At 44.9% G+C, this 16,720-nt stretch carries 16 protein-coding genes and 2 tRNA genes; 13 read left to right on the forward strand and 5 right to left on the reverse strand.

Going from position 1 to position 16,720, the window contains the following annotated elements:
- Nucleotides 1–64: 64 nt before the first annotated feature.
- The 8 genes from ACH59B_RS08700 to ACH59B_RS08735 all read left to right on the forward strand — a co-directional run bounded on the left by ACH59B_RS08700 (nucleotide 65) and on the right by ACH59B_RS08735 (nucleotide 8,589).
- On the forward strand, nucleotides 65–1,189 hold the full coding sequence (locus ACH59B_RS08700) for a methyl-accepting chemotaxis protein (RefSeq protein ID WP_102997786.1): 1,125 nt from the start codon (nucleotides 65–67) through the stop codon (nucleotides 1,187–1,189).
- Nucleotides 1,190–1,316: 127 nt separating this feature from the next.
- Nucleotides 1,317–2,075 (forward strand): phosphate ABC transporter ATP-binding protein PstB, encoded by a 759-nt coding sequence (pstB, locus tag ACH59B_RS08705; protein ID WP_016819635.1) that lies wholly within the window; start codon nucleotides 1,317–1,319, stop codon nucleotides 2,073–2,075.
- A 40-nt stretch (nucleotides 2,076–2,115) separates the two neighbouring features.
- Nucleotides 2,116–2,775 carry a phosphate signaling complex protein PhoU gene (gene phoU, locus ACH59B_RS08710; protein ID WP_016819636.1) on the forward strand — a complete coding sequence of 220 codons (660 nt, stop codon included), beginning with the start codon at nucleotides 2,116–2,118 and terminating at the stop codon, nucleotides 2,773–2,775.
- Nucleotides 2,776–2,950: 175 nt separating this feature from the next.
- Nucleotides 2,951–5,605, forward strand: coding sequence for a DNA polymerase I (gene polA / locus ACH59B_RS08715; protein WP_016819637.1), 2,655 nt, complete (start codon nucleotides 2,951–2,953; stop codon nucleotides 5,603–5,605).
- Nucleotides 5,606–5,676: 71 nt separating this feature from the next.
- Nucleotides 5,677–6,507: a DNA-formamidopyrimidine glycosylase gene (gene mutM, locus ACH59B_RS08720; protein WP_016819638.1), complete on the forward strand. Its 831-nt coding sequence runs from the start codon at nucleotides 5,677–5,679 to the stop codon at nucleotides 6,505–6,507.
- 111 nt (nucleotides 6,508–6,618) lie between these two features.
- Complete coding sequence (locus ACH59B_RS08725; protein ID WP_016819639.1) at nucleotides 6,619–7,422, forward strand: MntP/YtaF family protein; 804 nt, start codon at nucleotides 6,619–6,621, stop codon at nucleotides 7,420–7,422.
- A gap of 10 nt (nucleotides 7,423–7,432) precedes the next feature.
- On the forward strand, nucleotides 7,433–8,029 hold the full coding sequence (gene coaE / locus ACH59B_RS08730) for a dephospho-CoA kinase (protein WP_019686847.1): 597 nt from the start codon (nucleotides 7,433–7,435) through the stop codon (nucleotides 8,027–8,029).
- A complete protein-coding gene (locus tag ACH59B_RS08735; RefSeq protein WP_016819641.1) occupies nucleotides 8,026–8,589 on the forward strand; it encodes a lytic transglycosylase domain-containing protein in 564 nt (187 codons plus the stop codon). Before coaE ends, ACH59B_RS08735 begins: the two co-directional genes overlap by 4 nt.
- 119 nt (nucleotides 8,590–8,708) lie before the next feature.
- Here the strand turns inward: ACH59B_RS08735 and ACH59B_RS08740 are convergent, their stop codons facing one another.
- Nucleotides 8,709–8,933, reverse strand: a complete 225-nt coding sequence (locus ACH59B_RS08740) for an alpha/beta-type small acid-soluble spore protein (RefSeq protein ID WP_013309613.1) — start codon at nucleotides 8,931–8,933, stop codon at nucleotides 8,709–8,711.
- Nucleotides 8,934–9,038: 105 nt separating this feature from the next.
- Here ACH59B_RS08740 and nrdR point away from each other — a divergent pair, with 105 nt between their 5' ends.
- From nrdR to ACH59B_RS08755, 3 genes are all read left to right on the forward strand, one after another.
- Nucleotides 9,039–9,506, forward strand: coding sequence for a transcriptional regulator NrdR (gene nrdR / locus ACH59B_RS08745; RefSeq protein WP_013370366.1), 468 nt, complete (start codon nucleotides 9,039–9,041; stop codon nucleotides 9,504–9,506).
- 130 nt (nucleotides 9,507–9,636) lie between these two features.
- Nucleotides 9,637–9,712: transfer RNA gene (locus ACH59B_RS08750), tRNA-Ala, on the forward strand.
- A gap of 11 nt (nucleotides 9,713–9,723) precedes the next feature.
- Nucleotides 9,724–9,796 (forward strand) — tRNA-Lys (locus ACH59B_RS08755).
- A gap of 85 nt (nucleotides 9,797–9,881) precedes the next feature.
- On the opposite strand, the gene ACH59B_RS08760 is transcribed toward ACH59B_RS08755, so the two are convergent.
- The 3 genes from ACH59B_RS08760 to ACH59B_RS08770 are packed head-to-tail and all read right to left on the reverse strand — an operon-like array spanning nucleotide 9,882 to nucleotide 12,311.
- Entirely contained in the window at nucleotides 9,882–10,886 is a 1,005-nt protein-coding gene (locus ACH59B_RS08760) for a S9 family peptidase (RefSeq protein ID WP_153795034.1), read from the reverse strand.
- On the reverse strand, nucleotides 10,870–11,535 hold the full coding sequence (locus ACH59B_RS08765; RefSeq protein ID WP_153795033.1) for an N-acetyltransferase: 666 nt from the start codon (nucleotides 11,533–11,535) through the stop codon (nucleotides 10,870–10,872). Before ACH59B_RS08765 ends, ACH59B_RS08760 begins: the two co-directional genes overlap by 17 nt.
- Entirely contained in the window at nucleotides 11,532–12,311 is a 780-nt protein-coding gene (locus ACH59B_RS08770) for a MerR family transcriptional regulator (protein WP_153795032.1), read from the reverse strand. Before ACH59B_RS08770 ends, ACH59B_RS08765 begins: the two co-directional genes overlap by 4 nt.
- Nucleotides 12,312–12,487: 176 nt before the next feature.
- Here ACH59B_RS08770 and ACH59B_RS08775 point away from each other — a divergent pair, with 176 nt between their 5' ends.
- Together ACH59B_RS08775 and ACH59B_RS08780 are read left to right on the forward strand one after the other, a co-directional pair.
- Nucleotides 12,488–13,366 (forward strand): radical SAM/SPASM domain-containing protein, encoded by an 879-nt coding sequence (locus tag ACH59B_RS08775; RefSeq protein ID WP_016819646.1) that lies wholly within the window; start codon nucleotides 12,488–12,490, stop codon nucleotides 13,364–13,366.
- A gap of 101 nt (nucleotides 13,367–13,467) precedes the next feature.
- Nucleotides 13,468–15,450, forward strand: coding sequence for an ABC transporter substrate-binding protein (locus ACH59B_RS08780; protein WP_404303620.1), 1,983 nt, complete (start codon nucleotides 13,468–13,470; stop codon nucleotides 15,448–15,450).
- Between the two features lie 124 nt (nucleotides 15,451–15,574).
- On the opposite strand, the gene ACH59B_RS08785 is transcribed toward ACH59B_RS08780, so the two are convergent.
- Entirely contained in the window at nucleotides 15,575–16,711 is a 1,137-nt protein-coding gene (locus ACH59B_RS08785) for a hypothetical protein (RefSeq protein ID WP_153795448.1), read from the reverse strand.
- Between the last annotated feature and the right edge of the window lie 9 nt (nucleotides 16,712–16,720).

The following is a 16,720-nucleotide window of genomic DNA, read 5'->3' on the forward strand; positions in this document are numbered from 1 at the left end:
CAACAAATGACCGATATGATGTTCCCGTCACTCCAAGTAGTTAAAAAAAGGGGACTTCAGAACGATGATAACGGAACCAAAGACCCAGCCGAGTTCCACTGCCGTGATTGAACGTGAAACGTTCAAGCTGATTACTACCTATGTGCCATGCCGGGAGGTTCCGATCATTGGCACGGATATGTCTTGCAAGGAACTGTTAGCACTCATGAAGACACAGGAAGATATTCCCTGTGTCATCGTTGTGGATAAAAATGATCTTCCTTTGGGCATTATCATGAGAGATGCGTACAATCGTCATTTTACGGGCAGGTTCGCTGCGGCGTTGTTCTATGACAAACCAGCTTCCCTATTTGCCGATCCCAATACATTAATTGTGGATCTAAAAAGTCCAGCAACGGAAATTGTAGAACAGGCGATGATGCGTGAAGATCAGCGTTTTTACGATTGTTTATTGATAAAGGAAGGGACAAGATTACTCGGTGTACTCACAATTCGTGACATCCTGTCTGTCGTTCAGCGAATGCAAAGAGAAGCAGACGAAGATCGGGGCGATGTGATTCGACATAGCTATGACGGAGTCCAGCGTATTCGGATGACTGTTTTGGATGCAGCGAAAGAGGCGGATGACAGTGTGCAGCTAACTCGCTCAATGAGTGAATTATCCCGCCGTGGTAAAGTGGAACTGGAGGATGTTCTGCTTTCTTATCATGCAGTAACGGAACAAATGAAGCGCCAGCATGAGCAGATGACAGCCTTAACCCAATCGCTGAATGATATTGCGGGCATGGCCTCATCCATTCGTGCATTGGCAGATCACAGCGGATTGCTGGCGATCAATGCGTCTATTGAAGCGGCCCATGCTGGCGAACACGGGCGTGGCTTTCAGATTGTGTCTCAAGAGGTTCGGAATATGTCACTCCAGACCAAAGCTTTTTCTGTACAGATTACCGGCTTACTCACTCATATTGAGCAAATGCTGCGTGACACTGCTGAACTGACGGATACGAGTATGCAGCAGATTCATACAGGCTCTAAATTTATATCTGCCGGAACCCAAACGTTTACCAAATTATTGCAGGCAGTCGATGAAATAGAGGCTAAAAATAGTGAAATGTCCCGTTCCGCAGAAGAAGCTGCCTTGAATGCAGCTGGAATAGCACAGGAGCTTGAGCTCATGCTGAGTTCTTGATCATTTTACATACCGTTAACAAATCCACCACACTGAATTTACACACAGCTTATATAATCTTCATATTGTGCAAATCAGGTGCAATGCTTGAGGACCATAACTGCAACACGAAGGAGATCATAAATCCATGAATGATTCCGTAATCCGGATTGATAAGCTGAATTTGTATTATGAAAAATTCCACGCGCTGAAACATATAAACCTGGATATTCCTGAAAAAACGGTAACAGCCTTCATCGGCCCATCCGGCTGTGGAAAATCAACCTTGCTGCGTACGCTAAACCGGATGAATGACATGATACCGGGAACGCGTATTGAAGGCACCGTGAGCATCGCAGGTCAGGATATTTACGGCGATACTATGGAAGTAGAAACGCTGCGTAAACAGGTGGGAATGGTTTTTCAACAGCCTAACCCGTTTCCCAAATCCATTTATGATAACGTGGCCTATGGTCCGCGGTTGCATGGAATCCGGCAAAAGGACAAGTTAGATGAACTGGTAGAGCAAAGCCTACGGCAGGCAGCACTTTGGGAAGAGGTTAAAAATTTTCTCAAGCGTTCTGCTCTGAGTTTGTCCGGCGGACAGCAACAACGGCTATGTATTGCCCGGGCGCTTGCTGTACAGCCAGATATTTTACTTATGGATGAGGCTACATCTGCGCTGGACCCGATCTCGACGATGAAAATTGAAGAGCTGGTTCAAGAATTAAGAGACACGTATACCATCGTCATGGTGACGCATAACATGCATCAGGCAGCGCGTGTGTCTGGTCGAACTGCGTTCTTTTTGAATGGGGTTGTAGTAGAGGCAGCGGATACAGAGGCGATGTTTTCCACGCCACAGGATTCACGTACGGAAGATTATATTTCCGGGCGTTTTGGCTAAAGCCAAATTTGATGATTATGCGAGAAGGGGTGACTTCGAAATGATACGTAGAAAAGGTTTTGATGAAGGATTAGAAGAACTGAGAGCCGTACTGCGCGAAATGGGTGCACACGTTTCGAAGGCGCTCGATCAGGCTATTGAATGTTTGCAGACCAAAAATACAGAAATGGCCCAACAGGTAGTCAAAAATGATGCATCCCTTAATACAATGGAAGAAAATATTCTGGATATGGGCTCCAAGCTCATTATTACCCAGCAGCCAGTAGCGAAGGATTTACGCCGGATCATTGTTGCATTTAAAATTTCCAGTGATTTGGAACGTATGGGTGATTTGGCACTTGATATTGCCAAGGTCACACTTCGCTTGGAAGGACAGCAGGCGATGAAGCCGTTGGTGGATATTCCACACATGGCTTCCATTGTTAAAGAAATGATCGACAATGCGATCAAATCCTATTTGGATGAAAATACAGATCTGGCCTACAAAATGGCTAAAGAGGATGATCGGGTGGATTCCTTGTACAGCCACATGATCAGCGATCTATACGCTTTTATGGTAGAAAAGCCAGCAGAGGCTTCACAAGCCATGCTGCAACTGCTCGTAGGACGTTACATTGAACGCATTGGCGACCATGCTACGAATATCGGTGAAAGCACTGTATATCTCGTGACAGGAGAGCGGCCAGATTTGAACCAGTAAGGCTTTTAGTATATAGCGGTTGTTTCTAATCCAGATTTGTCTTTGAGCAAAAGGCAAATTTGGCTAGGAAACAGCCGTTTTTTTCTGAAAAAGAGTCTTGTATGTTAAGATAGGAAGAGGAATGCGTAATACGTAAGAACGTTACGAATGCATTGATGAACTTGCGAGGTGCGAAATGGATAAACTCATGCTTATAGATGGTAACAGTATCATATACCGGGCGTTTTTTGCTATGCCGCCGTTGACGAATTCAAGCGGACAGCAGACGAATGCGGTGTACGGATTTACGACAATGTTATTGCGGCTTTTGGAGGAGCACAAACCAACGCATATTTTGGTTGCGTTTGATGCTGGTAAAATTACGTTTCGCCACAAAGGGTACGAGGATTACAAAGGTGGACGGGAGAAAACGCCGCCGGAGCTGTCCCAGCAATTTCCGCTGCTGAAAGAGCTATTGACCGCCTTCGGCATTGCCCAATTTGAACTGGATGGCTATGAGGCAGACGATATTATAGGCACCCTGTCCAAAACAGCGGACGAAGCGGGTTTTAATGTGCTGGTTGTGACCGGCGACAAGGATATGCTTCAATTGGCTTCAGACCATGTCACAGTCGGCTTGACCCGCAAAGGGGTTACCGAGGTGGAAACGTATGGACCTGAGCAGATTCAGGAACGTTACGGCTTAAAGCCGCTGCAAATCATAGACCTTAAGGGCCTAATGGGCGATACGTCGGATAACATTCCTGGTATTCCGGGCGTGGGTGAGAAAACAGCGCTCAAGCTGCTGCATCAATATGGTTCAGTTGAAGAGGTGCTGGCGCATACGGATGAGCTGAAGGGTAAAATGAAAGAACGCGTGGAGACTCATGCTGACGATGCGCGAATGAGCAAGGATTTGGCGACCATTTATCGGGATGTAACGTTGGACAAGCAACTGGAAGATGTGGTTTTCAGCGGGCTACAGGCAGAGACGGCTGGACCAGCTTTGGCGAAGCTGGAGTTCAAGTCCCTGCTGGAGCGTTTATCCTTTTCGGGCGAGGTCGGCAGTGCTGGAGTCGGCGTAGAGGAAGCCGTAGCAGACGTGACTGTGCTGGATGAACAGCGGATCAGCGAATTGGTAGAAGTGCTGAATAACGTAGATGTGCTGCATGTTGAGACGCATGGTGATAATCCGCATCATGCTGAGATTGTAGGCTTGATATTTGCCGCAACAGGGCGTCAGTTTTTTATGACACTGGAAGTTCTACAAAGTGATGCAGCTACCCCTATTCGGGAGTGGCTTGCCGACCCTGAACGCAAAAAACGCGGTCATGATCTGCATCGTACGGACTTGGCTTTACACTGGCATGGAATTGAGTTTGCTGGAGCTGAGTTTGATGTGCAGCTGGCCGGATACTTGCTAGATCCGACAGACGCCAATCAGACATTGAGTGGGCTGGCAGCCAAGTATGGCTTGTCATCGATTCGTCCAGACGACGAAGTGTTTGGTAAAGGAGCTAAATATAAAGTTCCTGACGTAGATGTACTATCCGATCATGTGGCGCGTAAGGCAGCGGTGATCGAAGCGTTGGTACCTGTGCAGCAGGCGGAGCTGGAAAAAACGGAAATGCACAAGCTGTTCCATGAGCTTGAGATGCCGTTATCCCGCATTCTGGCGGATATGGAGAAGCAGGGTATTTTGGTGAATGTAGAGGAACTGCGCGCTTTGGGAAAAGAATTTGAAGCCCAGATTACAACGTTGGTGGGTGAGATCTACAGTATTGCAGGGGTAGAGTTCAATCTTAATTCGCCTAAGCAGTTGGGTGAGATTTTGTTTGATAAGCTGGGTCTGCCCGTTATTAAAAAGACAAAAACCGGGTACTCGACCGATGCAGAGGTGCTGGAAAAGCTTGCGCCATATCATGATATTGTGCAAAACATATTGCAATATCGCACCATTGCCAAACTTCAATCGACGTATGTCGAAGGATTGCTTAAAGAAATTTCGGAGAAGACAGGTAAAGTGCATACGTATTTCCGGCAGACGGTTGCAGCAACTGGACGCTTGAGCAGTCAATTTCCGAATTTGCAAAACATTCCGATCCGTCTCGAAGAAGGACGCAAAATCCGCAAAGTATTTGTTCCATCGGAGCCGGGCTGGTCGATTTTGGCGGCAGACTATTCACAAATCGAGCTGCGGGTGCTGGCTGATATTTCGGATGATGAGCGTTTGAAAGAGGCTTTTGTTCACGATATGGACATCCATACCAAGACCGCATCCGATGTGTTCGGTGTACCGGCAGAGGCTGTAGACTCCGATATGCGCCGTTCTGCAAAGGCGGTCAACTTTGGGATTGTTTACGGGATTAGTGACTATGGTCTGTCGCAAAATTTGAATATTACGCGGAAGGAAGCGGCTCGCTTTATCGACCAGTATTTTGACGTGTTCCAGGGTGTTCGCCGTTACATGGATGATATTGTGAAGGATGCGAAGAGGGATGGATACGTAAAAACGTTGTTGGAACGCAGACGATATTTGCCAGAGATAAACGCCAGCAATTTCAACCAGCGTTCGTTCGCCGAGCGTACAGCGATGAATACGCCGATTCAAGGTACCGCAGCCGATATTATCAAGCTGGCGATGGTGCAGATGGACGCAGCGCTGCGTGAGCGCAATCTTCGCAGCCGTATGCTGTTACAAGTACATGATGAGCTTGTATTCGAGGTTCCGCCTGAGGAAATGGAAACGATGAAAGAGCTTGTTCCCGCTACCATGGAAGCTGCATTAAAGCTGGCTGTGCCGCTTAAAGCGGAAGTAAGCTATGGCAGCAATTGGTATGAGGCCAAGTAAGATATTTCAATGAGTAGATAGTCCCAATTTGACGTTGCTTCCGTTATAATATAGGGTGAGGTGAAGACATCATGCCGGAATTACCGGAAGTAGAAACCATTAAACGAACACTAAACGAGCTTATAGTCGATAAACATATAGATCATGTAACCGTAAATTTGCCGCGTATTATCCAACGTCCCGATGATATTCACGCATTTGCGATGGAATTGGCTGACCACCGGATTATTGGGGTGGAAAGACGCGGTAAGTTTCTGCGGATTTTGCTGGACGGGCTAGTGCTTGTCTCCCATCTTCGAATGGAAGGACGCTATGGATTGTATTCACAAGATGATCCTGTGGAAAAGCATACCCATGTCATCTTTCATTTTAAAGATGGTACAGAGCTGCGTTATCAGGATGTGCGCCAATTTGGTACAATGCACTTATTTCCGGCAGGACAGGATTTGCTGGAAAAGCCGCTGAATAAACTCGGTCTGGAACCGATGGACGAGGCTTTTACACCTGAAATGCTGCGTGCCGCTGTTGGAACTCGTTCGACTTCGATCAAGGCAGCGCTGTTAAACCAGTCATATGTGGTAGGCATCGGGAATATTTATGTAGATGAATCGTTATTTAAGGCAGGGATTCATCCGGCACAGCCAGCCAAAAGCCTAACGGATAGCCAATTTCGAGTACTGCATGAAGCTATTGTCTCCACGCTGGGCGCGTCGATTCAGGTTGGTGGCTCGTCCATCAAATCTTTCGTTAACGGACAGGGCAAAACGGGCGATTTCCAGCATCAGTTGCAAATCTATGGACGCAACGCGAAGCCTTGTATTAACTGTGGTACATTGATCGAAAAATCCGTCGTAGCTGGACGTGGCACACATCATTGCCCGGTCTGCCAGCCTTTGCGCTAAACAGGCACAGTCACCCCAAGCCCATCCCTCTCATATATTGTTCCAAGTACCAATACTGCGAAGGGAGTCGGTTGCTGTAAGGCCCAGCCTTCGCAATGGGAGGGAATTGGAGTGGCTAATCATTGGGGAGCCCTGCTGTTACTGGCATTTGCGCTAAGTTTGGACAGTTTCGGAGTCGGTGTTACATATGGTCTGCGCAAAATGAAAATTCCATTGTTGTCGATTGCTATCATCTCCGTATGTTCAGGTTTGGTGATCGGCATATCTATGCAGCTCGGCGCATTACTATCCCGTGTCCTGTCTCCTGTATATACGACGGTTTTCGGTGCTGTCATTCTGATCTGTATCGGCTGTTACTCTTTGATTCAGGCTCTGCAACGCAAGGAAGATTTGACGGAAGAAACAGCGGAAGTCCCTCGGGATCTGCACCTTACGGAACAGGTTGATTCAGATTCAGGGCATATATCAGCGCTTGCGGAGAAAAAAAGTGCTGAGAATGCCAATACAGAGTCTCTAACCAGCTCAGGAAGAGATCTATCGACAGAGACTTCTTTGGAGCTACAGCAGGAGGAGCGAACGTTATTTTCGCTGGAGTTCCGCAAATGGGGGCTTGTTATTCGGATTCTTCGAAGCCCGTCTGCTGCGGATATGGACCGTTCCGGCAGTATATCTGCTACCGAAGCGGTTTGGTTAGGTATTGCATTATCGGTCGATGCGTTCGGAGCGGGCTTAGGTGCAGCCATGCTTGGTTTTCAGCCCCTGTCTACTGCGCTGGCTATTACGTTATTCAGTGGTGTATTTTTGATTGCTGGTATGAAGGCAGGGTTCTTCCTGTCAGCATTTCGATTTATGAAGGCGCTCGGCGTATTGCCGGCATTATTACTGATTATGATGGGTATATTGAAGCTGTTATGAGGTGAAGAGCATGAATATCGGATTAACCGGAGGGATCGCTACCGGAAAAAGCACCGTGTCGGCTCTTTTGGTCGCCAAGGGTGCGCTGCTGATCGACGCAGATGCCATTGCCCGGGAAGTTATGCTTCCGGGGCATCCGGTGCTGGCGGCGGTCATACAGCATTTTGGACAAGCTATAGTGAACAGTGACGGAACCCTGCACCGCAAAAGACTGGGAGAGATTGTATTCAGAGATCCTGTACAGCGACAGGCACTTAACGATATTACGCATCCTGCTATTCGTGAGGAAATGCGTCTGCGCATGGAAGCTTATGAACGGGAGCAGCCGGACAAGCTTGTTTTGGCAGATATCCCGTTAATGTATGAGTCTGGGCTGGAGAGCCTGTACGAGGAAATTATGGTTGTATATGTACCACGTGATGTTCAGCTCCGACGTCTGATGCTCAGAGACGGTCTGACAGAAGAGCAAGCCGAGCTTCGTTTGTCCGCACAAATGGATATCGAGCAGAAAAAAAATTTAGCTGATATTGTTATTGATAATAGCGGAACACAGTCTGAGACGCAGATGCAAATTGATCAGTTTTGGCAGCGAAAGGGACTTGCATGAACATTTTACGTAAGAAAAGAGTCCTGCTCATTTTGTTTGTCGGATTTGTCCTGATTCTGTTCCTCAACTCGAATTGGATGTCCTGGTTTTACCCGATTCAATATAAGGATGAGATTCGGCAGTATTCACAGACCTATGAAGTGGACCCATTTTTGGTGGCGTCTATTATCCGTGTGGAAACAAATTTTAAAACCAGCAAGCAGTCACACAAGGGTGCGCTGGGGCTTATGCAGATTATGCCGAACACGGCCAATTGGATTATGGAGAGTGCTCAGATTCAAAAGGTCCCGCTGGACAGTGTCAAGCACGAGCCCGGCACCAATATTGAGCTGGGTACCTGGTATCTGCATAACCTGTCTATGAAGTTTCAGGATAATCCTGTGGTCATCGTAGCTGCTTACAATGCTGGTCCAGGTAAAGTTCAGGAATGGCTGGATCAGGGGGTGTGGGATGGCAAAGAAGAGTCCATTAAGCAAATCCCTTTTGGTGAGACACGGCATTATGTACAGCGAGTCATCTATTACTACAGGCAATATACAAAAATTTATAATGAGTTTTAAGGGACAGGTTAATGACAACATGAGCCTTTTCGCTTTAAAATGAAAAAAAGCGCAGGACAGGCTGTTTTTAGCAGCCTATCCCTACACTTTTTCGTATTACTTCTTCATTATTACCGAGATTATTGGTATTGTCCTGCCAATTGTTGTTCGGCGATCGTTACGAGGCGTTTTGTGATGTAGCCCCCGATCGAACCGTTCTCATAGGAAGTCATGTTACCTTGGTATCCATCTTGAGGAATGCTGATACCCAGCTCTTGAGCGATTTCATATTTCATTTGCTCCAGAGCACCGGAGGATCTGCTGACTACCAGGTTGTTGGAGTTGCCATTGTTTCCTTGTGCCATTGTTGTTCACCTCCTCGCGACGTGGTAAACATATTATGATCCGTTTCGATAAAATTATTACTAAAAAGCTTCGGGAATTTATTGGAAAAAGGAAGTGATGAGATTATGAAGTGCCCGTATTGCGCTTACAACGGCACGAAAGTGTTGGATTCGCGACCAGCGAATGATAATAAGTCCATCCGACGCCGCCGCGAATGCGAACAGTGTGCCAGGCGTTTTACCACCTTTGAAATGGTGGAAGAGACCCCACTGATGGTCATCAAAAAAGATGGCAGCCGTGAAGAGTTTAGCCGTGATAAAATGCTGCGCGGTCTCATTCGAGCCTGTGAGAAGCGTCCAGTATCAGTCGAGCAGCTCGATCTGATTGTATCTCAGGTGGAGAACGCCATTCGCAACACGGCAGCCACAGAGGTGGATAGCCAGCAGATTGGTGAGCTGGTCATGGAACAGCTCTATCCTGTGGATGAAGTGGCCTACGTACGCTTTGCGTCCGTCTATCGGCAGTTCAAAGACATCAATATGTTTATGAAGGAACTGAAAACACTGTTATCCAAAGATACAGACAGCGACTGATCGCTGACTGTATCTTTTTAGGGCCGTGGCGGGAAGATGTTAATATTTTTTTTATAAAAGTATTGACACAGGGTCGAATATTTTATATGATATAGAAGTCGCTTGAAACGTTAATTAACTTACATGAGACGGGGCCTTAGCTCAGCTGGGAGAGCGCATCGCTGGCAGCGATGAGGTCAGGGGTTCGATCCCCCTAGGCTCCACCATAATTTTATATGGACTCTTAGCTCAGTTGGTAGAGCAGTTGACTCTTAATCAATTGGTCCAGGGTTCGAGTCCCTGAGAGTCCATCCTTTAAAAAAACGGCAGAAATGCCGTTTTTTTGCTGTTTATATATCTATTCCCGGTCTAATAGAGTATACAGCAGTTCCAAGCTTAATGCTGACTAACAAAATCGGCGAGAATTTGTAGATAATCATCACTCACCAATTGTCTGGGGGCAAATACGGCGGTTAAGAAGGTTAGGGACTTGGAATGCGTGATGTACTCATTCATCATGGAATGGTCAACTTTTGGCAAATGAATGACAGACAGCAGGTCTGGAGATATCTTTTGGCGATATACTCGCTCAGTGTCTTTTACATCTACGTTTATATCTTTCCCAGCCAGAACCAAGAGTACAGGAGATTTAAAGTAGCTTAATTCTTCCGTAGAATCAGAACGAAAATTTTTGCCTATAAAGCTCCATCTTTCTTTGGAAATGATATCGTTAGGACTGGCTATGCTTAGGTATTCTTCATAGGAAGCATGATTTTTCAGTAATTGTAGAACCTTATGGTCGTAGTCCAGTCTCTTTTTAATTTGCTGCGGGCTAGCTCCTTCTTGTTCCAACTCTTTTTTTGTGTTAAATCGCCCTTGTGTAATCCAATTCACAGCCGGCGATACAAGGATGCTGAATGCAATATCATGCTCCTCTTTAACGATTTTCGGAATGACCCAGCCTGCTTGACTGGCTCCCCAAAGGCCGATTTTGTGCTTATCAATCATCGGTAAGGTTTTGGCCCAGTCAACTGCATATCGAATCTCCTGTGCCCGGTCCTCCATACTTTGCTCCAGCCAATCGCCTGGAGCGCGGTTAATACCGGGCTTATTCAGGGATAAGGAAGCATACCCCTTAGAAGCAAACCTTTCCCACAGTGGTTTGTATCCATCATCATAGGTGTCATTGATTGGACCATCTCCATGGACAAAAACAACCAATCCAACCTTTCCCGAGTAGTTTTTAGGCAAAGCCAGTGTACCTGTTAATACTCCTTTGGGAGTTGCAATTTGTATTTTTTCTTCCGTCATCTTGTAGGAATTTTGATATAAAACAATCAATATCAAGGCAACAGCCAGACCTGCCGCAATACCAAGGGTAAGTTTATATGTTTTTTTCAATGCTGTTCTCTCCTCGAATGCAGTTTTGTTCTTTCCAGCTCATTAGATGCCATACAGGCTCCTTGAACCAAAAATGCCGCCAACCATTATATCGGGACTGCTCTATTTCAAACGCTAGATTGCGGTACAAGCGGATAGCCTGCCGATTCTGATGTGCTACATAAAGTGTCAACGTATGGAACCCGGATTCAACCGTAAACCGCTGTGCGAAAGCTAGAAAATGTCGCCCGATCCCTTGATTGCGATGACTTGAGCGAATCGCCAAATGATCAATGTAACACTCATCTATGGCAGGTTTATAGTCCAGCGCATACATGCCTGTCAAAAATTTAAATACATTGAAGCAGCCAAACTGTATTATAAGCGAAGCCAAAGAAGTGAGATTTGTTTTAGGAAGTGAAGAGGAGGAAGTCTTCCATTTGAGCGAAAGGACACCAACAACATCTTCGTTCTCTTTAACCACAAATTGCTTCCCAGATGTAGAATCAGGATGTTGAACCCAAACCTGCATTAATAAACGCTGTATATCTTGATCCTCCAAAGTAACAAGAGCTTGAAATTTTGCCTTAAACGATTCCACTAAGAGCTTACATACGGCTTCATGGTCTTGCTCTTGATAAGCAACAATGTCATAGGATTGTGGACTCATGTAACGTCCTCCTGCACATCAGAAATTTTTACTTGAATCTCATATTGCAGCTCGTTGCTGTCGAATATGGATAGATAGGATTTTTCCACCACAATGACCTTGCTTAGGCATTCATATTGGTGCTGGGTCGCATAATGCTCCAGTTGTTGGACTTGGTGTTCGATCTCAGCGTCTTCAGTGGCGGAGAAATGCTTGTAGAGATAGGTGCCTTCTTCCAGAATATAGTCAGCTGCTCCTGATGTCGTTTCATAATATAGTTTCACCTGTCCAGAATCAGATAGATAATGTAGATCATTTTCAAATAATTGTGGTGGTGAAGGCCGCTGCTCAAATAGATTCCTGGCCGTGAGTTCTTGATCACTCTCCAATGCAAACCACAGCTTTAAATGTCGAGTGCCCTGCAGCTTGAGTCGATACTCATTGTTTTGCTGGGTAAGGGTATGATGTTCTTTTAGCACTTTGTGAATAAACTGTTCGAGCAACTTTAAGTTAGCGATTTCATCCTGTACCTTCTGTAACGAATGTTCTAAAAGCTGGTTGTAATCATCGGCAGTGTAGGAAGTCATACATTCTTCAATTTGACCGACAGGGATGTTTAGTTTACGTAGCATTAAAATATGGGAAAGTTGATAAATTTCATGAAGTCCGTACATTCGATATTGATTTTCATCTGTGTATAACGGATAAAGGATACCCTTTTCCTCAAAATACCGCAGCTGATGTACAGATACATTCATGAGCTGAGCAAGCTGGCTGATCGTTATGTGTTTTTTCAATGATAGGTCTCCTTACTCATAATTGATAATTGAATAACTTCACTATAAACCTTAGGTCAGACCTAAGGTCAATAGAAAATATCCGCAGAGTTTACCTCTCGTTCATAACCCGTTATAATCATAAGATTAGTGAGCATAAACCAAATGTTCAGGATGAAGGTTAGAATGGGGAAATTATGTTGAAGACATTTAAGAAGGTATACATTGAGATAACAAGCATTTGCAATCTTGCATGCAGTTTTTGCCCTCAGACACAACGTGTCAAAAAATTTATTGATCCAGAAGTCTTTCGGAATGTGCTTGATCAGGTCAAGCCGCATACGGATTACATTTATCTGCATGTCAAAGGAGAGCCTTTGCTCCATCCCAAAATTGATCTTTTGCTGGAGAGTGCGCATGAGAAAGGCTTAAAGGTCAACATTACCACCAATGGTACCTTGCTGCCGAAGACCGGACATAAGCTGCTTGGTCAGCCGGCATTACGGCAGATGAACTTTTCTCTTCATAGTTTTGACGGGCATGAAGGTTCTGTGGATCGAGAAGGTTATTTGGGTCATATTTTCACGTTTGTCAGAGAAGCTGTGAAGCACAATGTCATTATTTCATTCCGTCTCTGGAACCTGACTCAAGATAATTTGACTAATGTGCAGCGTCAGCGCAACCGCGAGACACTGGAGCAATTGGAGCAAGAGTTTGGGCTGGACTATCGGATTGAAGAAAAAGTAATGCCGGGCAGTGGGGTCAAAATCGCCCCCAATGTATATTTGAATCAAGACTACGAATTTGAATGGCCTAGCCTGAGTGCACCAGAAGATGACGGAAAAGGCTTTTGTCATGCGCTTCGCAGTCAAGCGGCGGTTTTGGTGGATGGAACAGTGGTCCCTTGCTGTCTTGATGGGGAGGGCGTCATTAATTTAGGAAATGTGCATGAGCAAACTTTTTCCGAGATCGTGGAAGGTGAGCGTGCAAACCGTCTGTACTTTGGATTCTCCAAGAGAGAAGCAGTGGAAGAGTTGTGCCGAAAATGTGGTTATCGCAAACGATTTGGAACCTAATCATATCGGTGGAAATCCAAGCGACAATTGAATGGTTCACAAAAAAAGATAGCCCTTTACAGGGCTTTTTCTTATATTTGGATGGGGGGTGAGCGGTAGTAATGAAGTTGAACGAACACATTTTATTGTGGAATCATGTGTTTATACAAGTGATGGATGTTCGCCATAAGAAAATGGATAAAGGGGAAGAATTGCGAAACTACAGACTTCCGGTCAGTGCGTTTTTATATACTGTACGCGGAAGTGCGCGGGTATGGTTAGATGACAGTGTTCATAGGGTGGATCGTTTTCATGTCCTGCATGGGGGAAAAGGAATGTGCCTGAGCGTCATGACGGAGGATGTGCTTGAATATTACATCATTCTGTACAAGGCAACTTTGGCCCTATCTGGTCGGAAGGAGATCGCACAATTGCTGGAAAAGGGAAATCCTTTTCAGAATCAGTATGCTTTCGCACCTCATTACCCGCTGCCCCTGTATGATAAAGTGAAGCTGTTGGAGCAAGAATGGCATAAGGGATCGGGACTTGGTAAACTGCACGTCAAAGCTTTATTTCATCATTTTGTCTTCGAATTGTTACATCAATTGGATCGACAAGGCATTCAGCCCCTTAAGCCTGACTTGGTAGCGCAAGCTGTAACTTATATTTGTGAGCATTTTAGTCGGTCTATAACACTAGAGTCCATTGCGGAGGAGCTAGAGTGCAGTACCGGACATTTATCAAGGCTGTTCAAAAGTAAAATGCATACCAGTCCAATTCATTACTTGGGCCAGATACGGGCAAATCGAGCGGCAGAGCTGCTAATGCAGACGGATGCCACTTTGCAGGAGATCGCAGAGCGTGTGGGATATCCAGATGCTCATTCATTAAGTCGCAGCTTCAAGAAATATAAGGGACTATCTCCTGTACGATTCAAAAAAGAACGGCAGCAGCATATCCAGGCGCAAGATCAGGATATGCCCCAAACGAAGCTTAAATATGCCCTTCAGCGGACAGCTTTCACCCGTTATACTGATATTGATTATCAATATCGGTATCATGCGGAAGGGGATTTATTCATGCACGGAAGAGGCAAAATTACAGCAATGATGATCATGTTGTGCTTATCATTGATGCTGGGAGCCTGCTCAGCTCCGACGAATACAAATGGAAGCTCGCAAACGAAAGCTAATCATACAGCGACATCATCCAACAGCGATGGACAAGCGGCAGTACAAGCACAGACCAGAACGGTTAAGACACTAAAAGGCGATGTGGAAGTACCTGCTAACCCGAAACGAGTAGCATCGGATCAGTATATGGGTCATCTTTTAAAACTGGGGATTATACCTGTAGGGGTCAGAAGCTTTATGTTGAATGAGGCTTGGATTGATCAATCGGGATATCCCAAAGAGAAGTTAGCCGGAATCAAAGATCTCGGGGATTTTCCTATGGATTTGGAGGAACTGACCGTACTGCAACCGGATTTAATTATCGGCTCAATTGAAAAGAACATCGACAGCTACCAGAAGGTAGGAACGACTGTGTTCCTGCCGTATTGGGAGGGTGAATCTACAGCGGGACCACTGGATAAATTCCGCAGAATCAGTGAAATATTTGGTAAGCAGAAAGAAGCCGAGCAGTGGATTGCTGAATATGAGAAGAAAGTTGCAGAGGCTAGAACTAAAATTGACGGTATTATTAAAGATGGAGAGACGGTTTCGATCGTACAAGTCGCCAATAAATCAATCTATGTTTTAGTGGCGAAAGGCGGTAACTACGGAAGTCCAACCATATATCAAATGCTACAGCTGCCACCCACTAAGAAAGCATTGAATATGAAAGAAGGATTTGAAAATATTTCGCTTGAGGTTTTACCCGAGTATATGGGAGATCACATCTTTGTATATGGCTCAGAAGATGAAGGGGCCAATCAGATTCTACATAGTGAGCTATGGAAGGGTCTTCCGGCTGTAAAAAAAGGACAGGTGTACATGTACGGTTCATTCAGCGATAAAGGGGATGAGTTTGTGATGGAAGATCCCTATTCGCTGGAACTTCAACTGGATACTATAGTTAATCTCTTATTAGCCCACAAAAGATAAGAATTAAGGTGATATAGTTCCATTTTAATATGGAGAAGTTTTTAGGATTTCAAGCTGTGATAGTCACATAGAAAAAATCCGCTTTACACAAAGATTTCTAAGTGTTTGGCGGATTTTGTCATGTCTATATTTCTTCTTCTCTATATGTTTTGGTGTATCTTTGAAATTCAGATTTTTGATTATCGTAATAATCAGCTCTCGTCCAAAAAATAATTTGAGAGAAAGAATCGGTATGCTCCAAATAAGTGATTAAATATACAACTTTCACTTTATCGTTCTCTGTCCATACTTCGTATTGCAAGCCTTGATTCCCGTTAATATTGACCTTTATTGGTCCCGTCAATATTATCCCTTTTCCAGACCTTTTAAGTACTAATTGAGCTGAAAACTCAGCGTATTCTTTTAATGTGATCATTGAGGATTTCTCATAAGGTAGTTCAGATTTCCAATCCTTGATGACCACCATGTACGCATCGTTTTTCTCATACCAGGCTTGAATTAACGCATCTGGATTAAGAATTAAACCAGCCTTCCATACATAAGGGAGACGGATTCGTTGCTGGGCATCTTCGCTTTTAAAAGTTTTTAAAATAGTTGTTGAACGAAGATCAGGCTCCACTTGTGAGTCGCTTAATATTTTTAAGGAGCTGGCTATTGTCGCAAATTCGTGATGTTTTTCTATAGCTGAGCCTCCCCTTGAATAGATCAATACTTGAAGATAATGCTGTTTGCTCTCAAACATGGCACTGAAGTAATAGACCTGTTGGCCCTGAAAATTCCCACTATAATCGGCTGTTCTAGCGGTTGTGGAATCAATCTGGATTGGGGTAGTATCCACAGCCTTAAAGTTTTCTAGGCCCAGTGCGGAGATTTCTTCACGTTGCTGTACGAATTCGTCGAGCGTCATATTATTTGCAAAAGCTGACTTGGGGACACGGAAAACCAGACCTACGTTCTTTTTTTCTTTGTCACAAACACTAAGCACTGAATCCAGTTGTCCTTGTTTAAATTTACGCCAGCCAGCGGGAATGGTGAGAGCCACAAGATCCTTATCCGAGGTAACGGCATGAGCTGACGACTCTGTGACGTGTGGGACAGGTTGACTTTCTTTGTCCACAACGGCTGTATTATGAGTCGTATTGTCTACATTAGAATTCATTTGGACTGTAGTTACAGCATTTTTGGAATTGCAACTGGTAAGAATGAATAGTGCTATAAGTGCAATAATATAAAATCGAAAATAGGCAAAACTAAATCGCATGGAAATAAC

It is taken from the genome of Paenibacillus sp. DP01, assembly GCF_044784315.1.
Taxonomy (GTDB): Bacteria; Bacillota; Bacilli; order Paenibacillales; family Paenibacillaceae; genus Paenibacillus; species Paenibacillus polymyxa.